22 protein-coding genes are annotated in these 24,182 nt (G+C 64.9%); 17 read left to right on the top strand and 5 right to left on the bottom strand.

Annotated elements, in window-relative coordinates; translation table 11 throughout:
- Positions 1–332 precede the first annotated feature (332 nt).
- Positions 333–2,714, bottom strand: coding sequence for a lytic transglycosylase domain-containing protein (locus tag AB7008_RS29440; RefSeq protein WP_304490130.1), 2,382 nt, complete (start codon positions 2,712–2,714; stop codon positions 333–335).
- Positions 2,715–2,995: 281 nt separating this feature from the next.
- Here AB7008_RS29440 and dapA point away from each other — a divergent pair, with 281 nt between their 5' ends.
- From dapA to AB7008_RS29420, 4 genes are read left to right on the top strand one after another with little or no spacing between them, the layout of a single operon-like run.
- Complete coding sequence (gene dapA, locus AB7008_RS29435; RefSeq protein WP_028155073.1) at positions 2,996–3,886, top strand: 4-hydroxy-tetrahydrodipicolinate synthase; 891 nt, start codon at positions 2,996–2,998, stop codon at positions 3,884–3,886.
- A gap of 50 nt (positions 3,887–3,936) precedes the next feature.
- Complete coding sequence (gene mscL, locus AB7008_RS29430; protein ID WP_028155074.1) at positions 3,937–4,353, top strand: large conductance mechanosensitive channel protein MscL; 417 nt, start codon at positions 3,937–3,939, stop codon at positions 4,351–4,353.
- Positions 4,354–4,410: 57 nt separating this feature from the next.
- Positions 4,411–4,884, top strand: coding sequence for an SsrA-binding protein SmpB (gene smpB, locus AB7008_RS29425; protein ID WP_008133025.1), 474 nt, complete (start codon positions 4,411–4,413; stop codon positions 4,882–4,884).
- 17 nt (positions 4,885–4,901) lie between these two features.
- Complete coding sequence (locus AB7008_RS29420) at positions 4,902–5,483, top strand: peroxiredoxin (RefSeq protein ID WP_304490129.1); 582 nt, start codon at positions 4,902–4,904, stop codon at positions 5,481–5,483.
- Here the strand turns inward: AB7008_RS29420 and AB7008_RS29415 are convergent.
- The gene (locus AB7008_RS29415; RefSeq protein WP_304490128.1) at positions 5,480–6,154 is read right to left on the bottom strand and encodes a uracil-DNA glycosylase; all 675 of its coding nucleotides are present in this window, start codon (positions 6,152–6,154) and stop codon (positions 5,480–5,482) included. The genes AB7008_RS29420 and AB7008_RS29415 overlap by 4 nt on opposite strands.
- Positions 6,135–6,782 (bottom strand): LabA-like NYN domain-containing protein, encoded by a 648-nt coding sequence (locus tag AB7008_RS29410; protein ID WP_014494741.1) that lies wholly within the window; start codon positions 6,780–6,782, stop codon positions 6,135–6,137. Before AB7008_RS29410 ends, AB7008_RS29415 begins: the two co-directional genes overlap by 20 nt.
- A 329-nt stretch (positions 6,783–7,111) precedes the next feature.
- Here AB7008_RS29410 and rpoZ point away from each other — a divergent pair, with 329 nt between their 5' ends.
- From rpoZ to AB7008_RS29345, 13 genes are all read left to right on the top strand, one after another.
- Positions 7,112–7,504, top strand: coding sequence for a DNA-directed RNA polymerase subunit omega (gene rpoZ / locus AB7008_RS29405; protein ID WP_014494742.1), 393 nt, complete (start codon positions 7,112–7,114; stop codon positions 7,502–7,504).
- A 207-nt stretch (positions 7,505–7,711) separates the two neighbouring features.
- Entirely contained in the window at positions 7,712–9,997 is a 2,286-nt protein-coding gene (locus tag AB7008_RS29400; RefSeq protein ID WP_028170219.1) for a RelA/SpoT family protein, read from the top strand.
- A 45-nt stretch (positions 9,998–10,042) separates the two neighbouring features.
- Complete coding sequence (locus AB7008_RS29395) at positions 10,043–10,795, top strand: pyridoxine 5'-phosphate synthase (protein WP_041959491.1); 753 nt, start codon at positions 10,043–10,045, stop codon at positions 10,793–10,795.
- The gene (gene acpS, locus AB7008_RS29390) at positions 10,792–11,211 is read left to right on the top strand and encodes a holo-ACP synthase (RefSeq protein WP_028155079.1); all 420 of its coding nucleotides are present in this window, start codon (positions 10,792–10,794) and stop codon (positions 11,209–11,211) included. The genes AB7008_RS29395 and acpS overlap by 4 nt, the downstream gene beginning before the upstream one ends.
- 250 nt (positions 11,212–11,461) lie before the next feature.
- Positions 11,462–12,226 (top strand): signal peptidase I, encoded by a 765-nt coding sequence (gene lepB / locus AB7008_RS29385; protein ID WP_014494746.1) that lies wholly within the window; start codon positions 11,462–11,464, stop codon positions 12,224–12,226.
- Positions 12,223–13,125: a ribonuclease III gene (gene rnc, locus AB7008_RS29380; protein WP_304490126.1), complete on the top strand. Its 903-nt coding sequence runs from the start codon at positions 12,223–12,225 to the stop codon at positions 13,123–13,125. Before lepB ends, rnc begins: the two co-directional genes overlap by 4 nt.
- Entirely contained in the window at positions 13,115–14,041 is a 927-nt protein-coding gene (gene era, locus AB7008_RS29375; protein WP_014494748.1) for a GTPase Era, read from the top strand. Before rnc ends, era begins: the two co-directional genes overlap by 11 nt.
- Positions 14,042–14,062: 21 nt before the next feature.
- Positions 14,063–14,443, top strand: coding sequence for a hypothetical protein (locus tag AB7008_RS29370; protein WP_014494749.1), 381 nt, complete (start codon positions 14,063–14,065; stop codon positions 14,441–14,443).
- 138 nt (positions 14,444–14,581) lie between these two features.
- Positions 14,582–15,334 carry a DNA repair protein RecO gene (recO, locus tag AB7008_RS29365; RefSeq protein WP_248878245.1) on the top strand — a complete coding sequence of 251 codons (753 nt, stop codon included), beginning with the start codon at positions 14,582–14,584 and terminating at the stop codon, positions 15,332–15,334.
- A 101-nt stretch (positions 15,335–15,435) separates the two neighbouring features.
- Positions 15,436–15,714, top strand: coding sequence for a hypothetical protein (locus tag AB7008_RS29360; protein WP_441259924.1), 279 nt, complete (start codon positions 15,436–15,438; stop codon positions 15,712–15,714).
- A gap of 60 nt (positions 15,715–15,774) precedes the next feature.
- Positions 15,775–18,033 (top strand): DNA topoisomerase IV subunit A, encoded by a 2,259-nt coding sequence (gene parC / locus AB7008_RS29355; protein WP_248878244.1) that lies wholly within the window; start codon positions 15,775–15,777, stop codon positions 18,031–18,033.
- 511 nt (positions 18,034–18,544) lie between these two features.
- Positions 18,545–20,095: an ABC transporter substrate-binding protein gene (locus tag AB7008_RS29350; RefSeq protein WP_304490125.1), complete on the top strand. Its 1,551-nt coding sequence runs from the start codon at positions 18,545–18,547 to the stop codon at positions 20,093–20,095.
- A 4-nt stretch (positions 20,096–20,099) separates the two neighbouring features.
- Positions 20,100–21,644, top strand: a complete 1,545-nt coding sequence (locus AB7008_RS29345; protein ID WP_441259923.1) for a GMC family oxidoreductase — start codon at positions 20,100–20,102, stop codon at positions 21,642–21,644.
- 138 nt (positions 21,645–21,782) lie between these two features.
- Here AB7008_RS29345 and chrA read toward each other — a convergent pair whose 3' ends face one another.
- The gene (chrA, locus tag AB7008_RS29340; protein ID WP_441259922.1) at positions 21,783–23,168 is read right to left on the bottom strand and encodes a chromate efflux transporter; all 1,386 of its coding nucleotides are present in this window, start codon (positions 23,166–23,168) and stop codon (positions 21,783–21,785) included.
- Positions 23,168–23,986 (bottom strand): chromate resistance protein ChrB domain-containing protein, encoded by an 819-nt coding sequence (locus AB7008_RS29335; RefSeq protein ID WP_441259921.1) that lies wholly within the window; start codon positions 23,984–23,986, stop codon positions 23,168–23,170. The genes chrA and AB7008_RS29335 overlap by 1 nt, the downstream gene beginning before the upstream one ends.
- Positions 23,987–24,182 lie beyond the last annotated feature (196 nt).

Genomic DNA, 24,182 nt, shown 5'->3' with positions numbered 1-24,182 from the left:
TTATGGAGGAGGGGCCTCTGCGCTGCGGGCGTCCCCGCGCAATGTATGCAACGGGCCGACTGCCGTTGACGGCATGGCCTTGCAGCGCCCCATCGTCCTGACGCTGCAGCCGGCGGCAATCGACGCCTTCATCCTCGAGGAGGTGGAACGGCGAGCTTGCCGATCGGACGGCGACCAGGGAGCGCTCGGGGCTCAGTGTGTCGAGCAAGGCTCGCCTGAAGATCGCGCGCGAGCTTCAGCTCTTCTTCAGCGGCTCACGTCCGGACACGTTGCGACGCTCGCCGCCGATGCTCTCGGCGGTAGATCGGGAGCGCATAGGAAGGAGGATGGCTCTATTCCACGCTGCCGGTGCCGCGGCGCAGGTCCGCCTCGATCTGCAACCGTGTGCCGCCGCCGAAGCGGGCGCGGTAGACCTGAAGATTCTCCATGATCCGCTGCACGTAGTTGCGCGTCTCGGAGAACGGAATCAGCTCGACCCAGTCGACCGCGTCGACCTTGGGATCGCGCGGGTCGCCGTAGCGGTCGACCCATTTCTTCACGCTGCCGCGGCCGGCATTGTAGGCCGCAAAGGTCATGATGTAGGACCCGCGGTAGTCCTCGAGCAGTCCGCCGAGCTCGGCGGAGCCGAGCGTGGCGTTGTAGACCGAATCGTTCTTCAGCCGCCCCAGGTCGTAGGTCGCGCCGTGCCGCTTGCAGACGTAACGCGCTGCGTCCGGCGTCACCTGCATCAGGCCGTAAGCCTGCGCGGGCGAGACCACGGAGGGGTTGAACGCGCTTTCCTGCCGCGCGATCGCATAGACGATGCTGCGCTCGACCTCGGGGCCGATCGGCGTGAACTGCGGAATGCCGTTGACGGGATAGGCGTAGAAGTCGAAGGGGAGGCCGCGGTTGAGCGCGGCCTTGCCGAGCAGCAGCATGCCGCGCGCGTCGCTGTAGCGCTGGGTGAGCTCGCCGAGGCCCGCGAGCGCTTCCGGATCGCCGTTCTCGCCCATGTCGGCGAGAACAGGTATCGCCATCTCGCGCTCGTCGAGCTCATAGAGCAGGTGCGCGGCGCGCACGATCTCCAGCCGTTCGGCGCCGCGGCCGCGCGGCTGGCTGTTGAGCTCGATCTGCGGCAGGCCGAGTTTTGCGCGCGCGAGCTGGCCGTAATAGCTGGTGGACTGCTCGGCCGCCCGGGCGTAGGCGTTGCGCGCCTCCTGCTGGCGGCCCGCCGCTTCCGCCGCGCGGCCCTGCCAATAGCCGGCGCGCGCCAGCGTGGTCGGATTGACGCTGCCGACGCCGATGCGGGCGAAATGCTGGGTGGCGGCGGCGGGGTCGTTGAGGAAGCGCAGCGCGATCCAGCCGGCGGTGAACTCTTGCTCGGTCTTGTAGATGTCGCGCGAGGGTAGGGCCGCATCGCGCGCGATCAGATAGGCGCTGCGGAATTCCTCGGTGTCGATCATCTTGCGCGCCAGCAGGCGCCGCTCGATCCACCATTCGTCGAGATTGTAGAGCCGGTTCGGATCCTTCGGCGCCGACAGCATCAGCTGGGCCGCTTCGGCGAACTTCTCCTCGCGGCGCAGGAGCTGGATCCTGCTGAAGATGAAGCCGGGATCGTTGTGCAGCTCGCGCGGCACCGCGTCGAGCAGCGCGCGCGCATTCGGCGCCTTCTTGACGGAGGCGATGCGGGCCTTGGCCAGCGCGACATAGCCGGCGCCCAGGCGCTTTGCGGCGCGGAGCGCGGCTTCGTTCTCGCTGCCGTAGAGCAAGGTGTCCATCCGCGCCTTCTGGTCGCCCGGCGTCAGCAGGGCGCCGAACTGGTCGAGCGCGTTGTTCTCGGTCTCCTCCGACATCGGATCACTGCGCCAGGCCTCGCGCACCAGCCGCTCGGCATTGGCGCGGTCGCCGCGCGCCAGCATCGCCTTGGCGAGCGTGAAGCGGCCCTTGGCGGACACAGGCGATTCATTCTCGAACCACGACCACGCGACCGAATCGTCGCGCCTGTCGTCCCACATCGCGGCCTCGAGGCGCCGGCGCAGGAAGGTCTGCGACGGCCAGCTCGGATTGGCGGAGAGGAAGGCGCGGTAGCGTTCCACGGTCGCGCCATTGTCCTCGCTGCGCAGGATGATCCATTCGGCGAGCTTTCGTGCGACGGGATCCGAGATCGAGGCAGCGTAATTGGTGGCGTCGGCCGCTTTGCGCTTGCGCACGAGCTCGATGACGTTCTCGAGCGTGTCCTTGTCGGCCTGCGACGTCGAGGAGGTCGCAGCGACCGCGGCCGGCGTGACCGGCTTGCGCGGCGTGGCGTGCTGGCGGGTCGCCGGCGCAAGCAGAGGAGCTGCGACGGGTTTGGCGACGGGCGCCGGGGCGGCGGGCCTGACGGTAGCCGTCACGGCCGGCGCGGGTGCGGTCTTCGGGGGCGAGCCATTGGCGGCCGGCTGTGATTTTGGCGCGGCTGCGGGCTTGGGCTTGTCCTTGGCGGGTTCCTTGCCGGCGCTCTTGCCAGCATCCTTGGCGGCGTCCTTGCCAGGTTTCTTCGCGGCATCCTTGGCCGGGGCGCCAGCCGCTCCCTTGCTCGCGCCCTTCGGTGTTTCTTTGGGGGTTTCCTTGCCGGTTCCCTTGGCTGATCCCTTCGCGGCGTCCTTGGCCGCCGGCTTCGCGGTGTCCTTGGCCCCGTCCGCGGTCGTCTCATTGGACTTGGCCAGGGCGGCGCAGCCGACCGACAGCCCTGCCATGAGGCACACGGCCAGACCGGTGGATCGCCATGCGGAACGAGGAAAGGAGGTCACGGCGTTTTGGTCGCCCCGAATCAGTCAGTTGGCTCAAGACCTAGCTGTATTCGCTTGAATATGCGGACAAAATACCAACAGCTGCTTACCTTTGCCCAGTTTGCACCACCACCGCGGCAAAATCGCGGCCTAAACGGTGCGTCACACGGAAGCGGGTCTTTTACCGGCGGGATAGACCCGATATGAATGCAGCTTGCTCAAGAGATAGCCGCGTACGGAGGAAGTCCATGGCAGCCAAGACGAAATTCCGGGGATCGTTCACCGCCTTGGTTACGCCGTTCAAGAACGGCTCGTTGGACGAGGCGGCGTTCCGCTCGCTGGTCAACTGGCAGATATCGGAAGGCACCAACGGCCTGGTCCCGGTCGGCACCACCGGCGAGAGCCCGACGCTCAGCCATGACGAGCACAAGAAGGTCGTCGAATGGTGCATCGCTGAAGCCAAGGGGCGCGTGCCCGTGGTCGCGGGTGCCGGCTCCAATTCGACGAAAGAGGCGATCGAGCTCGCGCAGCACGCCGAGAAGGCCGGCGCGGACGCCGTGTTGGTCGTGACGCCCTATTACAATAAGCCGACCCAGGAAGGGATGTACCAGCACTTCAAGGCGATCAACGATGCGATCGGCATCCCGATCATCATCTACAACATTCCGCCGCGCTCGGTGATCGACATGTCGGTCGACACCATGAAGCGGCTGTGGGAGCTGAAGAACATCGCCGGCGTCAAGGACGCCACCGCCAGCATGGTCCGCGTCTCGCAGCAGCGCGCGGCGATGGGCGAGGATTTCAACCAGCTCTCCGGCGAGGACGCGACCATCCTCGGCTACATGGCGCATGGCGGCCATGGCTGCATCTCGGTGACCTCGAACGTCGCGCCGCGGCTGTGCGCGGAGTTCCAGGCCGCCTGGGCGAAGGGCGACACCAAGGCGGCGCTCGCGATCCACGACAAGCTGATGCCGCTGCACAACAACCTCTTCATCGAGAGCAACCCGGCGCCGATCAAGTATGCGATGTCGCTGCTCGGCAAGCTGGACGAGACGCTGCGGCTGCCGATGGTTCCGGTCACCGAGCCGACGCGCGTTGCCGTGCGCAATGCCATGGTTCATGCTGGGCTGATCAATTGATTTAGCCAACCGGGGAGCCGTTCATGAGCGTCGACGAGAAGGGCAGGAAGATGCTCACGGAGTTCCGTGAGTTCGCCATGAAAGGCAACGTCGTCGACCTCGCCGTCGGCGTCATCATCGGTGCGGCCTTCGGCGCCATCGTTACGTCGCTGGTCGGTGACATCATCATGCCGATCATCGGCGCCGCGACCGGCGGCCTCGACTTCTCGAACTACTTCGCCCCTTTGTCGAAGGCGGTGACCGCCACCAACTTAGCGGATGCGAAAAAGCAAGGTGCAGTACTTGCTTACGGCAGCTTCCTGACGCTGACGATCAACTTCATCATCGTCGCCTTCGTGTTGTTCCTGGTGATCCGCGCCATGAACACGCTGAAGCGCAAGGAAGAGGCAGCACCCGCCGCTCCGCCGAAGCCGTCGGCCGAGGTCGAATTGCTGACCGAGATCCGCGATCTCCTCAAGAAGTCTTGACGCGGGCGCTTCATCCAAACTGTTAGCGTCCTCACGCATCCGATCAGGTTGTCTTCCATGGCCGACAAGAACGAACGTCCAATCAAGGTCATGGCGGAAAATCGCAAGGCCCGCTTCAACTATGCGATCGAAGACACGATCGAGGCGGGCATTGCGCTCACCGGCACCGAGGTCAAATCGATCCGAAACGGCAAGAGCACGATCGCGGAGTCCTACGCCGATTCCAAGGACGGCGAGATCTGGCTGATCAACGCCACCATTCCCGAATATCTCCAGGGCAACCGCTTCAATCATGAGCCCAAGCGGCCGCGAAAGCTGCTTCTGCATCGCAAGCAGATCAACAAGCTGATGGGCGCGGTCGACCGCGAAGGCATGACGCTGATCCCGCTCAAGCTCTATTTCAACGAGCGTGGGCGGGCCAAGCTGCAGCTGGCGGTTGCAAAGGGCAAGAAGCTGCACGACAAGCGCGAGTCCGAGAAGAAGCGCGACTGGAGCCGGGAGAAGGGCCGGCTGTTGCGGGCGAGGGGATAGCGGCAAGAGGTTGGCGGATGACTCAGAAGAACCTGCTCGAGGTCGATTGGAGTCAGATTCCCGCACCCGCCGACGACGGCGGTGCGGCGCATCTCAAGGGCATGACCTTGCCTCCCGTCAGCCTGCTCGCGACCGACGATACGTCGGTGGATCTGTCCGCGCTCTCCGGCCGGACCGTGGTGTTCGCCTATCCGCGCACTGGCGAGCCCGGCAAGATCGGGCTGGTCGACGATTGGGACATGATCCCGGGCGCGCGCGGTTGTACGCCGCAGACGTGCGCGTTTCGTGATCTGTTTGCCGAGCTGAAAGCTGCCGGTGCCGCGCAGGTGTACGGCCTCTCGACCCAGAGCAACGCCTACCAGACCGAGATGGCGTCGCGGCTGCACCTGCCGTTTCCGGTGCTGTCGGACGAGAAGCTGGCGCTGACGCGCGCCCTCAATCTGCCGACCATGGAGGTTGCTGGCCTGACCTTGATCAAGCGGCTTGCGCTGATCATCGACGATGCCGAGGTCACGCATGTGTTCTATCCGGTGTTTCCGCCCGACCGGAACGCCGGCGATGTCCTGGACTGGCTGAAGGCCAATCCAGCCGCGCCCTAGTCCAGGTCGGCCCTCACCTTCGCGAACACGCTCCGGAACATGTCCGCCGTCAGCACGCCGGTGTTCGTGTTGTAGCGCGAGCAATGATAGCTGTCGTAGAGCCTGAATGCGCCGGCCTGATGCACGGCGCCGTGGCCGAAGGGAGCTTGCGAGGCCTTCAGGTTCAGCGGCTTGAGCACCGTGTCGTGCGCAATCCGTCCAAGCGCGACGATGGCGCGCAGCTTCGGCATCGTCGCGAGATTCGCCGCGAGGAACTGGCGGCAGGTGTTGATCTCGATTGGCAGCGGCTTGTTCTGCGGCGGAACGCAATGCACGGCATTGGCGATCCGGCAGTCGACCAGCTTCAGGCCGTCGTCGGGCCGCGCCTGATAGGCGCCCTTGGCGAAGCCGTATTCGAGCAGCGTGGCGTAGAGCAGGTCGCCGGCATAGTCGCCGGTGAAGGGGCGGCCGGTGCGATTGGCGCCCTGCATGCCTGGCGCAAGGCCAACGATCAGCAGGCGCGCCTTGATGTCGCCGAAGGGGGGGACCGGCGCGTTGTGCCACAACGGCTCGCGCGCGCGGTTCGCCTCGCGAAAGGCGACCAAGCGCGGACAAAGCGGACAGTCACGGTCGGGGACGAGGGTGAGAGGCTGGCGGCTTGACCGGGCCGCCTCACTCCTCGAAGTCGTCATCGCCCCTCGGCGCCATCGTGGTCGCGCGCTGGAGGAACTGCGGGGCGTGATGGCGTCCCTCGCCACGCTCGCCGCGGTCACGCGGGGCAGGGCGTTCGGACGGGTCGCGGCCGAGCTTGGATTGCAGCTCGACGAGGTCGGTGAAGACGTCGGCCTGGCGGCGCAGCTCGTCGGCGATCATCGGCGGCTGGCTCGCGATGGTGGAGATCACGGTGACCCGGACGCCGCGGCGCTGGACGGCTTCGACCAGGGAGCGGAAGTCGCCGTCACCGGAGAACAGCACCATCTGGTCGATGTGCTCGGCGAGCTCCATGGCGTCCACGGCGAGCTCGATGTCCATGTTGCCCTTGACCTTGCGGCGGCCAGAGGCGTCGATGAACTCCTTGGTCGCCTTGGTGACGACCGTGTAGCCGTTGTAGTCGAGCCAGTCGATCAGCGGGCGGATCGAGGAGTATTCCTGATCCTCGATGATCGCGGTGTAGTAGAACGCCCGCAACAGCGTCCCGCGGCTCTGAAACTCCTTCAGCAGGCGCTTGTAGTCGATGTCGAAGCCCAGAGTTTTCGCCGTCGCGTAGAGATTGGCCCCATCGATGAAGAGCGCGATCTTGTTAGTGGCAGAAGGTGACATTCAGTTTGCTCGCGTAGCGTTCGTGATTGATCGTTTATTGTTGGCGCGGCGACAGCAAGCCGCGCAGTCTCATGGTGCCGCCGAAACCCGTCGAAACCGCAAATCCGGAGAAGTCGTGGCAATCAAGGTATAGTTATGGCGGACCTGCGTACGCCCGGCGCCACCCTCAACGGCAGCCCGGCAAACCACCCATCCCAGCCCCAATGTGGGGGTAGCAGAGCCGTTTGGCGAGGCCAAATCACAAATTGGCCTTGCGAAATCGCCCTGTCCCCTATAACTAGCCCCAATCATCCACATATTTCGTCCCACCCACAACGGAGCGATAGTCCATGGCTCGCGTCACCGTAGAAGATTGTATCGACAAGGTCGACAACCGGTTTGACCTGGTCCTGCTGGCCGCCCACCGGGCCCGCATGATTTCGTCCGGTTCACAACTAACGGTTGACCGCGATAACGACAAGAACCCCGTTGTGTCTTTGCGCGAAATTGCGGACGAAACCATCTCGCCGGAGGACCTCCGCGAGGAGCTGGTCCACTCGCTCCAGAAATTCGTCGAGGTCGACGAGCCCGAGCCCGATACGGTCCCGCTGATCGGTTCCGCCGGTGCCAGCGTCGACGCCGACGATACCGAAGTTGCCGTTGAGCGCATGACCGAAGAGGAGCTCCTGAAGGGCCTCGAAGGCCTCGCGCCGCCGGAAGAACAGCCCGAGGAGGACGAGTAATCGTCCCGTCGCAGTCGTCGACTTCTTGTGATCTTATCAAAGGCCCGAACCCGTGTTCGGGCCTTTGCTTTTGTTCGCGTTTTCGTGGTTACCATAGCGTTGCCGCATCGCGTTGCTTGCCTGTCACCGAATTGATCGGACGCACGCGCGATCGGGGCTAAGATGTATGCAACGGGCGGCTCATGGTCCGTTTGAAGGCAGGGTGGCATGGTGTATCGGCGCCGGAGACAAACGCAGATGCTGGCCGCAACCGAATCGGTTGCCGTGGCCCCGACTGCGCCGGTGGGGCGCCCGGCCAAGCCTCGCACGCGCATGATGCGTCAATATGACCTCGTCGAGCGCGTCAGGTCCTACAATCCCAATACCAACGAAGACCTGCTAAACCGTGCCTATGTCTACGCCATGAAGGCGCACGGCTCGCAGACCCGTGCCTCGGGCGATCCGTACTTCTCGCACCCGCTGGAAGTGGCGGCGATTCTCACCGATCTGAAGCTCGACGACGCCACCATCGTGGCTGCCCTGCTGCACGACACGATCGAGGACACCGAGGCGACGCGTGCCGAGATCGACCAGATCTTCGGGCCCGAGATCGGCGCGCTGGTCGAGGGCCTGACCAAGCTGAAGCGGCTGGAGCTGGTGTCGCGCGAGGCCAAGCAGGCCGAGAACCTGCGCAAATTGTTGCTGGCCATTGCCGACGATGTCCGCGTTCTGCTGGTCAAGCTCGCCGACCGCCTGCACAACATGCGTACGCTGGACTTCGTGCCGCCGGAGTCGCGACGGCGCATTGCCGAGGAGACGCTCGACATCTATGCGCCGCTGGCCGGCCGCATGGGCATGCAGGAAATGCGCGAGGAGCTGGAGGATTTGTCCTTCCGCACCCTCGATCCGGAAGCCTATTCGGTTGTGATGCAGCGGCTCGACGCGCTCGCCGAGCGCAACCGCAACCTGATCGGCGAAATCGAGGACCAGCTCTCCAACAATCTGCGCCACCGGGGGCTGGGCGCGCGGGTCTACGGCCGCCGCAAGAAGCCGTTCTCGATCTGGACCAAGATGGAACGCAAGTCGGTCGGCTTCGAGCAATTGTCCGACATCTTCGGCTTCCGCCTCGTCGTCAACGACATCGAGGCCTGCTATCGCGCGCTCGGCATCGTCCACACTAACTGGCCGGTCGTGCCGGGGCGGTTCAAGGACTACATCTCGACGCCGAAGCAGAACGACTACCGCTCGATCCACACCACGGTGATCGGCCCCGGCAACCAGCGCGTCGAGCTCCAGATCCGTACCGAGGCGATGGACCAGATCGCCGAGCGCGGCATCGCCGCTCACGTGTTCTACAAGGAAGACGTTGGCTCGCCGACCGAGTTTCTCAAGCGCGAGTCCAATGCGTTCGCCTGGTTGCGCCACACCATCGGCATCCTCTCGGAGAGCGCCAACCCCGAGGAATTCCTCGAGCACACTAAGCTCGAGCTGTTCCACGACCAGGTGTTCTGCTTCACCCCGAAGGGCAAGCTGATCGCGCTGCCGCGCCATGCCAATGTGATCGACTTCGCCTATGCCGTGCATACCGACGTCGGCAACAGCGCCGTCGGCTGCAAGATCAACGGCCAGTTCGCGCCGCTGTCCTCGGAACTCCAGAACGGCGACGAGGTCGAGGTGCTGACCTCGGAGGCGCAAGCGGCGCCGCCCTCGGCCTGGGAAACGCTCGCGGTCACGGGCAAGGCGCGCGCCGCGATCCGCCGCGCGACCAGGACGGCGGTGCGCGACCAATATGTCGGTCTTGGTCGGCGCATCGTCGAGCGCCTGTTCGAGCGCGCCAAGATCGAATACGCCGACGACAAGCTCAAGGGCGCGCTGCCGCGGCTGGCGCGCACCTCGATCGAGGACGTCATGGCGGCGGTCGGCCGCGGCGAGATCAAGGCCTCCCACGTCGCGCGTGCGATGTATCCCGACTACAAGGAGGAGCGCATCGCGCGCTACGGCGTCAAGAAGGGGCTCGCCGCCAAGCTCAGGGAGAAGTCGTCGGAGCCGCCGCGCAGCCCGGTCGCGATCCCGATCCGCGGCATCAATTCGGACCTGCCGGTGAAGTTCGCGCCGAACGGCGGTGCCGTGCCCGGGGACCGCATCGTCGGCATCGTCACGCCGGGCGAGGGGATCACGATCTACCCGATCCAGGCGCCGGCCCTGAAGGATTTCGAGGAGGAGCCGGAGCGCTGGCTCGACGTGCGCTGGGACATCGAGGATTCCGCCCCGCAGCGCTTCCCGGCCCGCATCAAGGTCGAGAACGTCAACGAGCCCGGCGCGCTGGCGCAGATCGCGACCGTGATCGCCGAGCACGATGGCAACATCGACAACATCAGCATGCAGCGCCGCTCGCCCGACTTCACCGAGACGACGATCGATCTCGAAGTCTACGATCTGAAGCATTTGAGCGCGATCCTCGCCCAGTTGCGCGCGAAGGCGGTCGTCGCCCGCGTCGAACGTGTTAATGGATAGACGCCTTTCGCAGGCGTCAGTCCCCCCGATTTCGTGAGTCCTGAAATGCCCGCACTTCCGCTCCGCCTCGGCGTCAATGTCGACCATGTCGCGACCCTGCGTAACGCGCGCGGCGGCCGCAATCCCGATCCGGTGCGCGCCGCGCTGCTTGCGATCGAGGCCGGCGCCGACGGCATCACCGCGCATCTGCGCGAGGATCGCCGCCACATCCGCGACGAGGACATGGCGCGGCTGAAGGCCGAGATCTCCAGGCCGCTCAATTTCGAGATGGCGGCGACCGACGACATGATGCGGATCTCGCTCGCGACCAAGCCGCATGCGGTGTGCCTCGTGCCGGAGCGCCGCCAGGAGGTGACGACCGAAGGCGGCCTCGACGTCGTCGGCCAGCACAACGCGCTCGCGCCCTACATCGCACGGCTGAACGATGCGGGCATCCGGGTCTCGCTGTTCATCGCCGCCGATCCCGCGCAGATCGAGATGGCGGCGCGGCTGCGTGCGCCCGTGATCGAGATCCATACGGGGGCCTGGTGCGACGCTGTCGTCGACGGCCACACCGCGAAGGCCGAGGCGGAATGGCAGCGGATCGTGGCAGGGGTGAAGCTGGCCAAGGAAGCGGGGCTCGAGGTTCATGCGGGCCATGGGCTCGACTATGCGACGGCGGAGACGATCGCGGCCCTGCCGGAGATCATGGAACTCAACATCGGCTACTACATGATCGGCGAGGCGCTGTTCGTCGGGCTCGCCGAGACGGTGCGCAGCATGCGCGCGGCGATGGACCGCGGCCGGAGCCGGGCATGATCATCGGCATCGGCTCCGACCTGATCGACATCACCCGCGTCGGCAAGGTGATCGAGCGCCATGGCGAGCGTTTCCTCGACCGCATCTTCACCGCGGCCGAGCGGGCCAAGGCGGAGCGACGCGCCAAGAGCGAGAAGATGGTGGTCGCGACCTACGCCAAGCGCTTCGCCGCCAAGGAGGCCTGCTCGAAGGCGCTCGGCACCGGCATCCGGAACGGTGTCTGGTGGCGCGACATGGGGGTGGTCAACCTGCCGGGAGGGCGGCCGACCATGCAGTTGACGGGCGGGGCGCTGGCCCGGCTCCAGGCCCTGACGCCCGAGGGGTTCGAGGCGAGAATCGACCTGTCGATCACCGACGACTGGCCGCTGGCGCAGGCCTTCGTGATCATTTCCGCCGTGCCGCTGGCCAAGCCCTGACCGTCAGCGGGCTGTTTTTATAATTCGCATTAAAAATCAATACTTTATACAGTTTTGATGCGATCCTTGATTGCGTGGCCCACGACAACCGTCTAAAAGTCCGCGGACGCAAATCAGGCTGGGCGAATTCGGCTTTACGCCGGAATTGGCCCTCATTATCAGAATCAGGACAATCTCCTTGGGCCGCGAAGCGATGGGCTGTTCGCGTGGGGAGGGCGCTCTGTGACCGCCGGCCGGAATTGAGAGAGCAATGAGCGTGACTTCGGGAACGAAAACTGAAAGCGGCGTCGGCGAAACGATCCGCGTCGTGATCCACGCTCTCCTGATCGCGCTCGTGATCCGCACGTTCCTGTTCCAGCCGTTCAACATTCCGTCCGGCTCGATGAAGGCGACGCTGCTGGTCGGCGACTATCTGTTCGTCTCGAAATATTCCTACGGCTATAGCCACTACTCGATCCCGTTCTCGCCGCCGCTGTTCTCGGGGCGGATCTGGGGCTCGGACCCGAACCGCGGCGACATCGTCGTGTTCCGCCTGCCGAAGGACGACTCCACCGATTACATCAAGCGCGTCATCGGCCTTCCCGGCGACCGCATCCAGATGAAGGATGGGCTGCTCTACATCAACGACACTCCGGTCGAGCGGCAGCGCATGAGCGAATTTGTCGGCGAGGATCCCTGCGGCTCCGAAGGCGGGGGCATCTCTCGGGTGAAGCGCTGGAAGGAAACGCTGCCGAACGGCGTGTCCTATGAGACGCTGGACTGCGCCGATAACGGCTACATGGACAATACCAACGTCTACAACGTGCCGCCGGGCCATTTCTTCATGATGGGCGACAACCGCGACAACTCCACCGACAGCCGCTTCCTCGGCCAGGTCGGCTATGTGCCGCAGGAGAATCTGATCGGCCGCGCCCAGATGATCTTCTTCTCCATCGCCGAAGGCGAGCATGCCTGGATGTTCTGGCGCTGGCCTTGGGCGGTGCGCTGGAACCGTTTCTTCAAAATCGTCCGATGAAAGACGAAGCCAAGGACATCCCGATCCAATCGACCGAGCCCGCGGCGGGCGCCGACGGCGACGGCGAAGCGGCGACCAAGACGCTTGCGACCAAGACGCCTGAAACCAAGACTCCTGAAACCAAGACTCCTGGAACCAAGACTCCTGAGACCAAGACGCCTGCAAAGAAGAAGCGGGTGCGCAGCAGCAAGGCCAAGGCCTCGGATGCGAATGCGGCGCTCGAGGCGCGCATCGGCCACAGCTTTGCCGATCCGAATCTGCTGATGCAGGCGATCACGCATGTCTCGGCGCTGAAGTCGGGGCGCAAGCGCGGCGACAGCTATCAGCGGCTGGAATTCCTGGGCGACCATGTGCTGGGGCTCGTCGTCTCCGACATGCTCTATCACGCCTTCCCGAATGCCGACGAGGGCGAGCTATCCAAGCGACTTGCCGAACTGGTGCGCAAGGAGAGCTGCGCCGACGTTGCCAAGTCGCTCGGTCTGCTCGATGACGTCAAGCTTGGTTCGGTCGGGCCGAGCGCCGATGCCCGCCTGCGCAAGAGCGTGCTCGGCGACATCTGCGAGGCCGTGATCGGCGCCGTCTTCCTCGACGGTGGCTACGCGGCGGCGGCGGAATTCGTCAGGCGCAACTGGACCGAACGCATGCACAAGCCGCGGCGTCCCTTGCGCGATCCCAAGACCGTGCTGCAGGAATGGGCGCAGGGGAAGGGGCTGCCGACGCCGGTTTACCGCGAGGTCGAGCGCACCGGCCCGCATCACGATCCGCAGTTCCGCGTCGCGGTGGATCTGCCGGGATTGGCGCCGGCCGAAGGCATCGGTGGCAGCAAACGTGCAGCGGAGAAGGTGGCGGCTTCAGTGATGATCGAACGTGAAGGTGTTGGCGGCGGCAATGACGGCTGAAGCAAGCGGCGAGGCGCCCTCCGCAACGCGCTGCGGTTTCGTTGCGCTGATCGGCGCGCCGAATGTCGGAAAATCCACGCTGGTCAATGCGCTGGTCGGGGCCAAGGTCACGATCGTCTCGCGCAAGGTGCAGACCACGCGCGCGCTGATCCGCGGCATCGTCATCGAGAACAACGCACAGATCATCCTGGTCGACACGCCCGGCATCTTCCTGCCCAAGCGCCGGCTCGACCGCGCCATGGTCTCGACGGCCTGGAGCGGGGCGCATGATGCCGATCTCGTCTGCGTGCTGCTCGACGCCAAGACCGGGATTGATGAAGAGGCCGAGGCGATCCTCACCAAGGCCGCGAGCGTCAATCACGACAAGATTTTGGTCATCAACAAGGTCGATCTGGTCCAGCGCGAGAAGCTGCTGGCGCTGGCGCAAGCCGCCAACGAGCGCATGGCCTTTGCGAAGACCTTCATGATCGCGGCGATCTCGGGCGACGGCGTCGACGACCTCAGGCATACGCTGGCCGAAATCGTACCGCCGGGCCCGTTCCTCTATCCCGAAGACCAGATGTCGGACGCGCCGATGCGGCAGCTTGCGGCCGAGATCACGCGCGAGAAGATCTATCGCAAGCTGCACCAGGAATTGCCCTACCAATCCACGGTCGAGACCGACAAGTGGGAGGAGCGCAAGGACAAGTCGGTGCGCATCGAGCAGACGATCTTCGTCGAGCGCGAGAGCCAGCGCAAGATCGTGCTCGGCGCAGGCGGCGCCACCATCAAGTCGATCGGCGCGGACTCGCGCAAGGAGATCGGCGAGATCCTGGGCGTGCCGGTGCACCTGTTCCTGTTCGTCAAGGTACGCGAAAACTGGGGTGACGATCCCGATCGCTATCGCGAGATGGGCCTGGAATTTCCTAAAGAATAACCAAGAAAAGATCGGTCACCGATGAGCGTACCCAGCAACGTCCAGCGCTTCGAAGCGCTGCTCTATGCGTCATTGATGCTGGATGCCCTGTCGGTCGCGGTGCAGGACCGCACGCCCAATGCCGAGATGACCGATCAGATGATCATGATGGCGACCCTGCTCGCCGGCGGCATGATCCTGCTGCTGGTCTATTTCGTCTGGTTGGCTGCGCGTTGGCGCAAGAACTGGCCGCGCTGGGTGCTGGCGGCGGCCCTCGTGCTGTCCGTGATCTCGCTCGGCCAGATCATCGGCGAGAAGGGCCTGGAGCTCGACAGCGTCATCGAGATCGTCTCCTGCGTGCTGACCGCGATGGGGCTGTATTTCTCCTTCACCGGTGACGCGCAGGGCTGGTTCAACGCCTAACGTCCCGCGCGATGCCGTAGGGTGGGCAGGCGCGCCCTTGCGCGCGGTGCCCACCATAACCGTGTCGTAAATCAAATTGGTGGGCACGCTTCGCTTTGCCCACCCTACGATCGCTCGAACTGCGCTACACTTCCTTCCATGGAATGGACCGACGAAGGCATCGTGCTGGGCGTGCGGCGGCATGGCGAGAGCAGCGCCATCGTCGAGCTGCTGACGCGTGCGCACGGCCGGCATCTCGGCCTCGTGCGCGGTGGCGCCGGTTCGCGGATGCGGCCGCTCTTGCAGCCCGGCAACAGCGTCAGCGTGGTGTGGCGGGCGCGGCTCGACGAGCATCTCGGCACCTATGCGGTTGAGGGCCTCAAGCTGCGCGCGGCGACGCTGCTGGGATCCTCCCACGGGGTCTATGGCGTCACCCATCTCGCCTCGATTGCGCGGCTGCTGCCGGAGCGCGATCCGCACGAAGACATCTTTGCGATGCTCGAACATTCGCTCGATGATTTCGACGATATCGGCAGTGCCGCCGTGCACCTCATCCATTTCGAGCTGGCGATGCTCGCCGAGCTCGGCTTCGGGCTCGCGCTGGAAAACTGCGCGGTGACCGGCGAGACCACGGACCTGATCTATGTCTCGCCGAAATCCGGCGGCGCGGTGTCGCGCGGGGCCGGCGAACCGTGGCGCGACCGGCTGTTGCGCCTGCCGCCGTTCCTGCGTCGTGGCGAGGCCGCGAGCGACCTCACCGACCAGGATCTCCAGGACGGCTTCCGGCTCACTGGCCTGTTCCTGCTGCGCCATGTGCTGGAGCCGCGTGGCCAAGGCCATTCCGACGCGCGCGCCGGCTTCATCAATGCGCTGACGCGGCAGCAGGCGAAGGCGGCCATTCCAGCACCATGACCTGGGGGCGCCTCTGCCTTGCCTGAGGGCATCATATTCCCCGGAACCAAATCCGCCTGGTTGAATTGGCCCCGCTGGGTTCCACAATGGGGACAGCCTAAATGTTGATCAAGGGATTCGCCTTGTCGGCGGCGCTGCTTGCATTCGCGCCTGACGCGGTGGCTGGCGAGCCGCAACCGGGTATCTTTCGCCGGGCATCCTGCACCGTGGTCCGGTATTACGTGGCGAAATATTCCGCTGCGGCCGCAGAGGCATGGGCGCGGTCCAAGGGGGCAATGGAGGCCGAAATCGAGGTCGCCCGGCGTTGCCTGACCAATGCGCCGGTTACCGCGCAAGCCAAGACCCAGCAGCCAGTGACCGCCGGCTGGGCAGGGCAATAGCCGCCCACAGGGAACCAATCGATCCTTGCCCGATTCGCTTCCACGGTTTAACCGGGCGGCATGGGAAAACGATTGATTCCGCCGGAGGAGCCGGCCGAAATTCACGAGGTGCCGCTGCGTGAGGCGCTGGAAGAGCGCTATCTCGCCTATGCACTCTCCACCATCATGCACCGCGCGCTGCCGGATGCGCGCGACGGCCTGAAGCCGGTGCACCGGCGCATCCTCTACGGCATGCGCCTGCTCAGGCTCGACCCCGGCACGGCCTTCAAGAAGTCCGCAAAGATCGTCGGCGACGTGATGGGCTCGTTCCATCCGCATGGCGACCAGGCGATCTACGACGCCATGGTGCGCCTCGCGCAGGATTTCTCCTCGCGCTATCCGCTGGTCGACGGCCAGGGCAATTTCGGCAATATCGACGGCGATAACCCGGCCGCCTACCGCTACACCGAAGCGCGCATGACCGACGTCGCGCGGCTTCTGCTCGAGGGCATCGACGAGGACGGCGTCGAATTCCGCGCCAATTATGACGGCCAGTCGAAAGAGCCGGTCGTGCTGCCGGGCGGTTTCCCGAATCTGCTTGCCAACGGCGCTCAGGGCATCGCGGTCGGCATGGCGACCTCGATCCCGCCGCACAACGCGGCCGAGCTCTGCGACGCCGCGCTGCACCTGATCGAGAAGCCCGACGCGAAATCCAAGGCGCTGTTGAAGTGGGTGAAGGGTCCGGATTTCCCGACCGGCGGCATCTGCGTCGATTCCAAGCAGGCGATCGCTGAAGCCTATACGACCGGTCGCGGCTCGTTCCGTGTTCGCGCGCGATGGGAGCAGGAAGAGGGTACGCGCGGCACCTGGGTCGTCGTCGTCACCGAGATCCCCTTCCTGGTGCAGAAGTCGCGCCTGATCGAGAAGGTCGCCGAGCTGCTGGACCAGAAGAAGCTGCCGCTGGTCGGCGACATCAGGGACGAGTCGGCCGAAGACGTCCGCATCGTGATCGAGCCGAAGTCGAAGAACGTCGATCCCGCCCTGATGATGGAATCGTTGTTCCGGCTGACTGAGCTCGAAAACAAGATTCCGCTGAACCTCAACGTGCTGATCAAGGGCCGCATCCCCAAGGTCGTGGGGCTCGCGGAGTGCTTGCGCGAATGGCTCGACCATCTGCGCGACGTCCTGATCCGCCGCAGCAATTACCGCAAGGCGCAGATCGAGCATCGGCTGGAGGTCCTCGGCGGCTTCCTGATCGCCTATCTGAACATCGACAAGGTCATCAAGATCATCCGCACCGAGGATGAGCCGAAGCCGGCTTTGATGAAGGAGTTCAAGCTTACCGAGGTGCAGGCCGAGGCCATCCTCAACATGCGCCTGCGCAGCTTGCGCAAGCTCGAGGAGATGGAGATCCGCACCGAGGACAAGAACCTCCGCGCCGAGCTCAAGGGCATCAACGCGGTGCTCGCCTCGGAGCCGGAGCAGTGGAAGAAGGTCGGCGAGCAGGTCGGCAAGGTCCGCGACATGTTTGGACCGAAGACGCCGCTTGGCAAGCGCCGCACCACCTTTGCGGATGCACCCGAGCACGACCTCGCCGCAATGGAAGAAGCCCTCGTCGAGCGCGAGCCGGTGACGGTCGTGGTCTCCGACAAGGGCTGGATCCGCACCATGAAGGGCCATGTCGAGGATCTCTCGGGCCTTGCCTTCAAGCAGGACGACAAGCTCGGTTTTGCCTTCTTCGCGGAGACGACCTCGAAGCTGCTGCTGTTCGCCACCAATGGCAAATTCTACTCGCTCGATGTTGCAAAGCTTCCGGGCGGTCGCGGCCATGGCGAGCCGATCCGTCTGTTCATCGACCTCGAGCAGGAGGCAGCCCCCGTTGCGCTGTTCGTCAACAAGGGCGGGCGCAAATTCCTGGTCGCGAGCCACGAGGGCCAGGGCTTCGTCGTCAACGAGGACGATTGCGTCGGCACGACCAAGAAGGGCAAGCAGGTCCTCAACGTCGACATGCCGAACGAGGCGCGCACGGTCACCGAGGTAATCGGCGACACCGTCGCGGTTATCGGCGAGAACCGCAAGATGCTGGTCTTCCCGCTCGACCAGGTGCCGGAGATGGCCCGCGGTCGCGGCGTGCGCCTGCAGAAGTACAAGGACGGCGGCCTGTCCGACGTCGCCGTCTTCGAGGCCAAGGCGGGCCTGACCTGGAAGGACTCCGCCGGCCGCGAATTCTCCGCGACCATGAAGGAACTCGCGGAGTGGCAAGGCACCCGCGCCGACGCCGGCCGCCTGCCGCCGAAGGGTTTCCCGAAGTCGAACAAGTTCGGCAAGGTGATCGGGTAAGCAGGCTCTTGTCCCGGACGCGCTGCAGCGTGAAACGCTGCTGCGCAGAGCCGGGACGCACAACACAGGTGTCATGCCCCGGCTTGCCCCCTTCGCTGAAGCTTCGGCGGCCGAGCGAGCTCGTGTCCCGGCGTAGCCTTGGCGGAGCCGGGACCGGGGCATCGAGTACGCCGCGGCTTCTCGGTTCGATTACTGACGTCAAAGAGTACTGGATCGCCCGCCCCTGTGCGCAAGTGCGCACTAGGCGGGCGATGACAGCGAATGTGTAGCGCGCATCTGCCTCCCCACCGTCATTGCGAGCGGAGCGAAGCAATCCAGCCTGCCGCCGCGGAAAGACTCTGGATTGCTTCGCTCCGCTCGCAATGACGAGCTGCGATAGCGCCGCTCTCCAACTCAAAAGTGCGCATCCCGCAAACGCGTGGCAGATAGCCACGAGAGCATACGTGCGGGCACGAACATTGCTTTTTCCTGGTGACTGCGAACGTTTCAGTCAAAAGGCAAAAAGGCACCAATGTTCAAACTGAAGGCTTTCATTCCGGCGCTGTTCGGCCTCGCGCTGGTCGCGGCTCCGGCGCATGCAGCGGGCAATCTCGTCGCAGTGCTCGAGGCGGAGATCGTCACGCTCGATCCGCATTTTTCCACGGCCTACATTTCGCGCACGTTTGGCTACATGGTGTTCGACACGCTCTTTGCGAAAGACTCCAAGGGCGACATCAAGCCGCAGATGGTGCAGGACTGGAAAGTCTCATCCGACGGATTGACCTATAAGTTCACACTGCGTGACGGCCTGAAATGGCATGACGGCCAGCCGGTCACGGCGGCCGATTGCGTGGCTTCGCTGCGCCGCTGGGGCACCCGCAGCGCGCTCGGTCGTCGGATCTTCGCGATCACGGCCTCGCTCGAGCCGACGGATGCGAAAACCTTCGTGCTGACGCTGAAGGAGCCGTCCGGCCTCGTGATCGATGCGCTCGGCAATCCCGTCAGCCCGGTCGCTTTCATGATGCCCGAGCGCATCGCGAAAACACCCGGCGACCAGCGCATCACGGAGATCATCGGCTCCGGCCCGTTCGTCTACAGCAAGGCCGATCACCGCACCGGCGATCGCATGATCATGAAGAAATTCGCCGACTATGTGCCGCGCCCCGAGCCCGCCGATTTCCTCGCCGGCGGCAAGCGCGTCGGCATCGACACGCTCGAGATCCGCGTCATCCCTGATGGTGCGACCGCCGCGTCCGCGCTGCAGGCGGGCGAGGTCGACTTCATGCAATATGCGCCGTTCGATCTGTTGCCGCAGCTGGAAAAGAACTCCCGCGTCAAGCTGGTCAACTTCACCGGTGGCAACATGTTCGCCGGCGCCTATCGTCTCAACGCCGCATCGAAGCCGTTCGACGATCCCGAGATTCGCCGCGTGCTGTGGAAGCTGGTCGACCAGCGCGAGGTGCTGGATGCGCTCGGGCTCGATGCCAAATACGCAGCTCCATGCGCGACGTTTTTCACCTGCGGCACCACCTATGAGAGCAAGGCGGGCACGGAAGCCGCCGCGAAGACGTCGATTGAAGCGGCGAAAGCCGCGTTGAAGGCGACCAGATATGCCGGCGAGCCCGTCGTCGTCATGGAAGCCAACGACCTCGAAGCTCCGCGCGTTTCGGCGCAGGTTCTGGCCGAGCGGTTGAAGCAGGCCGGGTTCAACGTCGATCTCCAGGTGATGGACTGGGCGAGCGTGCTGGCGCGCCGCGCCAAGAAGGAGGGCTGGAGCGTCTATGGCGTCCACGCCGGCGGTTTCGATCTCGGCTCGCCGCTGACCAACGTGATGGTCGCCTTCAACTGCGCCGACTTCACCGGCTGGCAATGCGATGCGCGCATCACGCCGCTGATGGAAGCCTTCGCCAAGGCGCCTGCCGAGGAGGATCGCAAGAAGATCGCCGGCGAGATTCAGAGCGTCATGTACGATCAGGCGCCCGCGATCCCGTGGGGCCAGTTCGCGCAGCCGGCGGCCTATCGCGCCACCCTGCGTGGTCTGATACCGTCCGCCATCCCGGTGTTCTGGAACGTTGAGAAGTAACGCGATGTACGATGTCATTGTTGTCGGCGGCGGCTCCGCTGGCGCCGCTGTTGCGGCGCGGCTTTCCGAGGATCCCGCACGGCGTGTCCTGCTGCTCGAGGCGGGGCTGGACTGGCGCGCCGACGAGGCGCCCTGGGAGGTGATGACGCCAAATCCGATCCCGATCATCCACAAGCGCGAGTACCAGGAGAAATGGCAATGGCCTGATCTCCTGACGCGCCGGGTGGCCGGGCAGGAGCCGCGCTTCTACTGGCGTGGCAAGGGGCTTGGTGGCTCATCGATGATGAACGGCCAGATTGCCATCCGCGGCGTCGCCGACGCGTTCGACGAATGGGCAGCCAATGGCTGCACCGGCTGGTCGGCCAAGGACGTGATGCCCCTGTTCTCGGTGATCGAGGATGATCTGGAATTTGGTGACGCCGCGGGCCATGGAAGCGGCGGACCGCTGCCGGTCTATCGCGCGCCGCCCGAGAAGTGGGGCCCGATCGATCGCGGCCTGCGCGATGCGGCGCTGGCGAGCGGCTATCCCTGGTGCGCCGACCTCAACGGTCCTGATGGCGAGGGCGTCGCCTGCTATCCCATCAACAGCCGCGACAGCCGCCGCATCACGACCAACGAGGGCTATCTCGAGCCGGCGCGCGGCCGTGCCAACCTCGAGATTCGCGGGCACGCGCTGGTCGATCGCGTGCTGATCAGCGACGGCCGGGCGACCGGCCTTCGTGTTCACATCGAAGGGCAGGGCACCCACGAGATCAGCGCGCGCCAGATCATGCTCTGCGCCGGCGCCATCCACAGTCCGGCGATCCTGCTGCGTTCGGGCATCGGACCGGCGGATGAGCTGAAGGCGATGGGGATTGCGGTCGAGCGCGATCTGCCGGTCGGCCGCCACTTCTTCGATCACCCGCTGTTCCGGGCCACGATCCAGCTCCATGAAAACCTGCGGCCGACCGATCCGGACACCCGCCACACCAATTGCTGCGTGACCTATTCCTCCGGCCTCGCCGATGGCGGCAAGCGCGACATGATCCTGATCGCCTTCAACCACCGCGGCATCGGCGTACCCGGGGCGATCGGCGCCGGCCTGTTCAACGCCTATTCGCGCGGCACACTCAAGCTGGCTTCGACCGATCCGGCGATCGATCCCATCGTCGAGGAGAACATGCTCGCCGATCCCCGCGACATGCTGCGGATGAAGGACGCGGTGAAACGGCTGGCTGTGATCACCTCGCAGCCGGCGCTTTCAGGCATTGCCGACTGGATCAGGCTGACCGACACCGATCTGACGCTTCCGCAAGCAGCTAGCCTGCCGGATCGCGAGCTCGATGCGCTGCTGCGGCGAGAGACCGGAGACATCCAGCATGCCGCCGGCAGTTGCCGCATGAGTGGCGTTAACGACGCTGACGGCGTGGTCAACCCTGATGGCACGGTAAAAGGCATAAGCGGCCTGCGCGTCGCCGACGCCTCGATCATGCCGTCCGATTGCCGCGCCAACACCCATTTCACGACGGTGGTGATTGGCGAGGCGATTGCGCGGATGATGATGCGGTAGTTGTCGCAATACAGGTGTCATGCCCCGCGAAGGCGGGGCATCCGGTAACCCGCGGGCCATCGATTCAACCACAACCGTCTCGGCGTACTGGATCGCCCGGTCAAGCCGGGCGATGACAGCGAGGATGCAGCCCGTACCTCAGATCACCCCCACCAGCCGCAACGCCACTCCCGCCGCGCAACTGCCCGCCAGCACCGTGAGCATGCCGAGCTTGAAGCGGAAGATCGCGGTTGCGGCCGCGATTGACAGCACGAGCGCCGGGACGTCGATGCTGGTCAGCACCGGCCTGTCGAATGCGAACGGGAAGGCGTGCACCGGAACGGTCTCGCGGAACAACGTGTGCAGCGCGAACCAGATCGAGAGGTTGAGGATCACGCCGACGACGGCGGCGGTGATCGCGCCGAGTGCGCCGGCGAGGCCCGTGTTGCCGCGCAGGCGCTCGATGTAGGGGGCGCCGACGAAGATCCAGAGGAAGCAGGGGGTGAACGTGACCCAGGTCGCAAGCAATCCGCCGAGCGTCGCCGCAAGCATCGGCGACAGGCCGCCTGGATCGCGATAGGCGGCCATGAAGCCGACGAACTGAAGCACCATGATCAGCGGGCCCGGCGTGGTCTCGGCCATGCCGAGACCGTCGAGCATCTCGTGCGGCTTCAGCCAGTGATAATGCTCGACCGCCTGCTGCGCCACATACGCCAGCACGGCATAAGCACCGCCGAACGTGACCAGCGCCATCTTCGAGAAGAACAGCGCGATCTGGCTGAACACGCTGGCCTGACCAAGAATCAAAAGCAGCGCGATCACCGGCACTAGCCAGAGCGCGAGCCAGAGAGCACCGACGCGGATCGCGCGCGCGGTGTTGGGGCGCACATGCTCGGGAACGGCTTCGCCGAGCATGCTGTCGATCACGGCGGTGCTGCCGCCATGGCCGTGGCCGGCCGGGGCAAACTCCGGACGGCCGGCCCGCGCGCCGACATATCCGATCACGCCGGCGGCGATGATGATGATCGGGAAGGGGACCGCGAAGAAGAAGATCGCGACGAAGGCGATTGCGGCGAGCGCAATCATGATGCGGTTCTTCAGCGCGCGCTTGCCGACGCGCACCACGGCCTCGATGACGATGGCGAGCACGGCGGCCTTCAGTCCGAAGAACAGCGCCTCGACGAAGCTGACATTGCCGAAAGCCGCGTAGGTGTAGCTGAGGCCCATGATGGCGATGATGCCGGGCAGGATGAAGAGCCCGCCCGCCATCAGGCCGCCGGCCGTGCGATGCATCAGCCAGCCGACATAGGTGGCCAGCTGCTGCGCCTCCGGTCCGGGCAAGAGCATGCAGTAGTTCAGCGCATGCAGGAATCGGCCTTCGGAGATCCAGTTCTTCTCCTCGACCAGGATACGGTGCATCACCGCGATCTGGCCCGCGGGCCCGCCAAAGCTCAGGCAGGCGACGCGGAGCCAGACGCGGAAGGCCTCCGTGAAGCTGATGCCGTGACCGGCATCAGCTTCCGTTTGATTGGTGCGGATGTCCATCACGCCTTCACCTTGTTGGTCGGCCAGTTGTGGGTCTCGGCCGTGGCGTCGCGGCACCAGCGGTAGAAGGTGTCGTAGAGCAGCATGCCGGCCTCTAACTGTTCGAGATCGTCGTCGTACATCCGCGACAGCCCGAGCGAGGCCGCGAGCAGGCCGGGGGCTTCCGGCGCGAGGTCGGGCCGCGCGGTGTCGGCGCCACGGACCAGCGTGGCAAGCCGCAGCAGGGGCGGTGTTGCAATCCCGAACTCCTCGATCATCACGTCGAAGGTGCAGAGCTCGCCGCGGTGACTCCAGAACACGTTCTCGATGTCGAAGGGCGCCGCGTTGAAACGCTCGCCCACGGCGACGACCTCGGACGGCGCGACATACAGGAACACCGCGTTGGGATCGACGAAGCGGCGGATCAGCCAGGGGCAGGCGATGCGGTCGACTTTCGGCCGCGCCCGCGTCACCCAGACGGTGCGCCCCTTGGCGTCGCGCGGCGGCAGCTTGCGCGTGTCGAGCAGCGGCAGCTTGGCTGCTTTCCAGCCTTCGAAACCGTCTTCCAAGGTCTCCGCGTCAGCACCGAGCTGCCTCAGCCAGGCGGCCGTGCCCTGTGCGAGCTTGGCGCCGCGCAGGCAGGAGACGATGGCGGAACGGCCGGCAAACTCACTGCCCCATTCCGCAACGGTTTCGTGGCTGAGCTTGATGGAGCCGGGGATCAGTCGCCGGTCGGCGGCAAAATCCTCTTCCGTCCGCACGTCGATCAGGACAGGCGCGTTCGCCGTGCCGATAAGCCTTGCCAATTTGTCAGATGATATGGTCGTGAACGTAGACATGATGCGTCCTCGCATAAACCGAACGGGACGCGATACTTGGGCATGTCGCCTCGTGGGGAGATCGCTCAAATCCCCATAGGCCAATTACAGCGAAACTAAACGGAACTGTCAATCCACGGAGCGATTGGGCCTTAGAAAACAGGTCGCCGCCAGTCTATAATGCGCGCCAACAGACCTGAATCTTCTGGAGAATTCG

It is taken from the genome of Bradyrhizobium sp. 521_C7_N1_3, from assembly GCF_052075975.1.
GTDB classification, from domain to species: Bacteria; Pseudomonadota; Alphaproteobacteria; order Rhizobiales; family Xanthobacteraceae; genus Bradyrhizobium; species Bradyrhizobium japonicum.
This window is presented reverse-complemented; position numbering and strand designations above follow the sequence as displayed.

Coding starts and splice junctions, on each gene's coding strand:
- AB7008_RS29335 (WP_441259921.1), bottom strand. CDS start 23,986: ATGTCTACGTTCACGACCATATCATCTGACAAATTGGCAAGGCTTATC.
- AB7008_RS29415 (WP_304490128.1), bottom strand. CDS start 6,154: ATGACGACTTCGAGGAGTGAGGCGGCCCGGTCAAGCCGCCAGCCTCTC.
- AB7008_RS29420 (WP_304490129.1), top strand. CDS start 4,902: ATGACTCAGAAGAACCTGCTCGAGGTCGATTGGAGTCAGATTCCCGCA.
- AB7008_RS29440 (WP_304490130.1), bottom strand. CDS start 2,714: ATGGCAGGGCTGTCGGTCGGCTGCGCCGCCCTGGCCAAGTCCAATGAG.
- AB7008_RS29400 (WP_028170219.1), top strand. CDS start 7,712: ATGGTGTATCGGCGCCGGAGACAAACGCAGATGCTGGCCGCAACCGAA.
- AB7008_RS29345 (WP_441259923.1), top strand. CDS start 20,100: ATGTACGATGTCATTGTTGTCGGCGGCGGCTCCGCTGGCGCCGCTGTT.
- AB7008_RS29395 (WP_041959491.1), top strand. CDS start 10,043: ATGCCCGCACTTCCGCTCCGCCTCGGCGTCAATGTCGACCATGTCGCG.
- recO (WP_248878245.1), top strand. CDS start 14,582: ATGGAATGGACCGACGAAGGCATCGTGCTGGGCGTGCGGCGGCATGGC.
- acpS (WP_028155079.1), top strand. CDS start 10,792: ATGATCATCGGCATCGGCTCCGACCTGATCGACATCACCCGCGTCGGC.
- parC (WP_248878244.1), top strand. CDS start 15,775: ATGGGAAAACGATTGATTCCGCCGGAGGAGCCGGCCGAAATTCACGAG.
- smpB (WP_008133025.1), top strand. CDS start 4,411: ATGGCCGACAAGAACGAACGTCCAATCAAGGTCATGGCGGAAAATCGC.
- era (WP_014494748.1), top strand. CDS start 13,115: ATGACGGCTGAAGCAAGCGGCGAGGCGCCCTCCGCAACGCGCTGCGGT.
- AB7008_RS29350 (WP_304490125.1), top strand. CDS start 18,545: ATGTTCAAACTGAAGGCTTTCATTCCGGCGCTGTTCGGCCTCGCGCTG.
- lepB (WP_014494746.1), top strand. CDS start 11,462: ATGAGCGTGACTTCGGGAACGAAAACTGAAAGCGGCGTCGGCGAAACG.
- AB7008_RS29360 (WP_441259924.1), top strand. CDS start 15,436: ATGTTGATCAAGGGATTCGCCTTGTCGGCGGCGCTGCTTGCATTCGCG.
- AB7008_RS29370 (WP_014494749.1), top strand. CDS start 14,063: ATGAGCGTACCCAGCAACGTCCAGCGCTTCGAAGCGCTGCTCTATGCG.
- rnc (WP_304490126.1), top strand. CDS start 12,223: ATGAAAGACGAAGCCAAGGACATCCCGATCCAATCGACCGAGCCCGCG.
- mscL (WP_028155074.1), top strand. CDS start 3,937: ATGCTCACGGAGTTCCGTGAGTTCGCCATGAAAGGCAACGTCGTCGAC.
- rpoZ (WP_014494742.1), top strand. CDS start 7,112: ATGGCTCGCGTCACCGTAGAAGATTGTATCGACAAGGTCGACAACCGG.
- dapA (WP_028155073.1), top strand. CDS start 2,996: ATGGCAGCCAAGACGAAATTCCGGGGATCGTTCACCGCCTTGGTTACG.
- AB7008_RS29410 (WP_014494741.1), bottom strand. CDS start 6,782: ATGTCACCTTCTGCCACTAACAAGATCGCGCTCTTCATCGATGGGGCC.
- chrA (WP_441259922.1), bottom strand. CDS start 23,168: ATGGACATCCGCACCAATCAAACGGAAGCTGATGCCGGTCACGGCATC.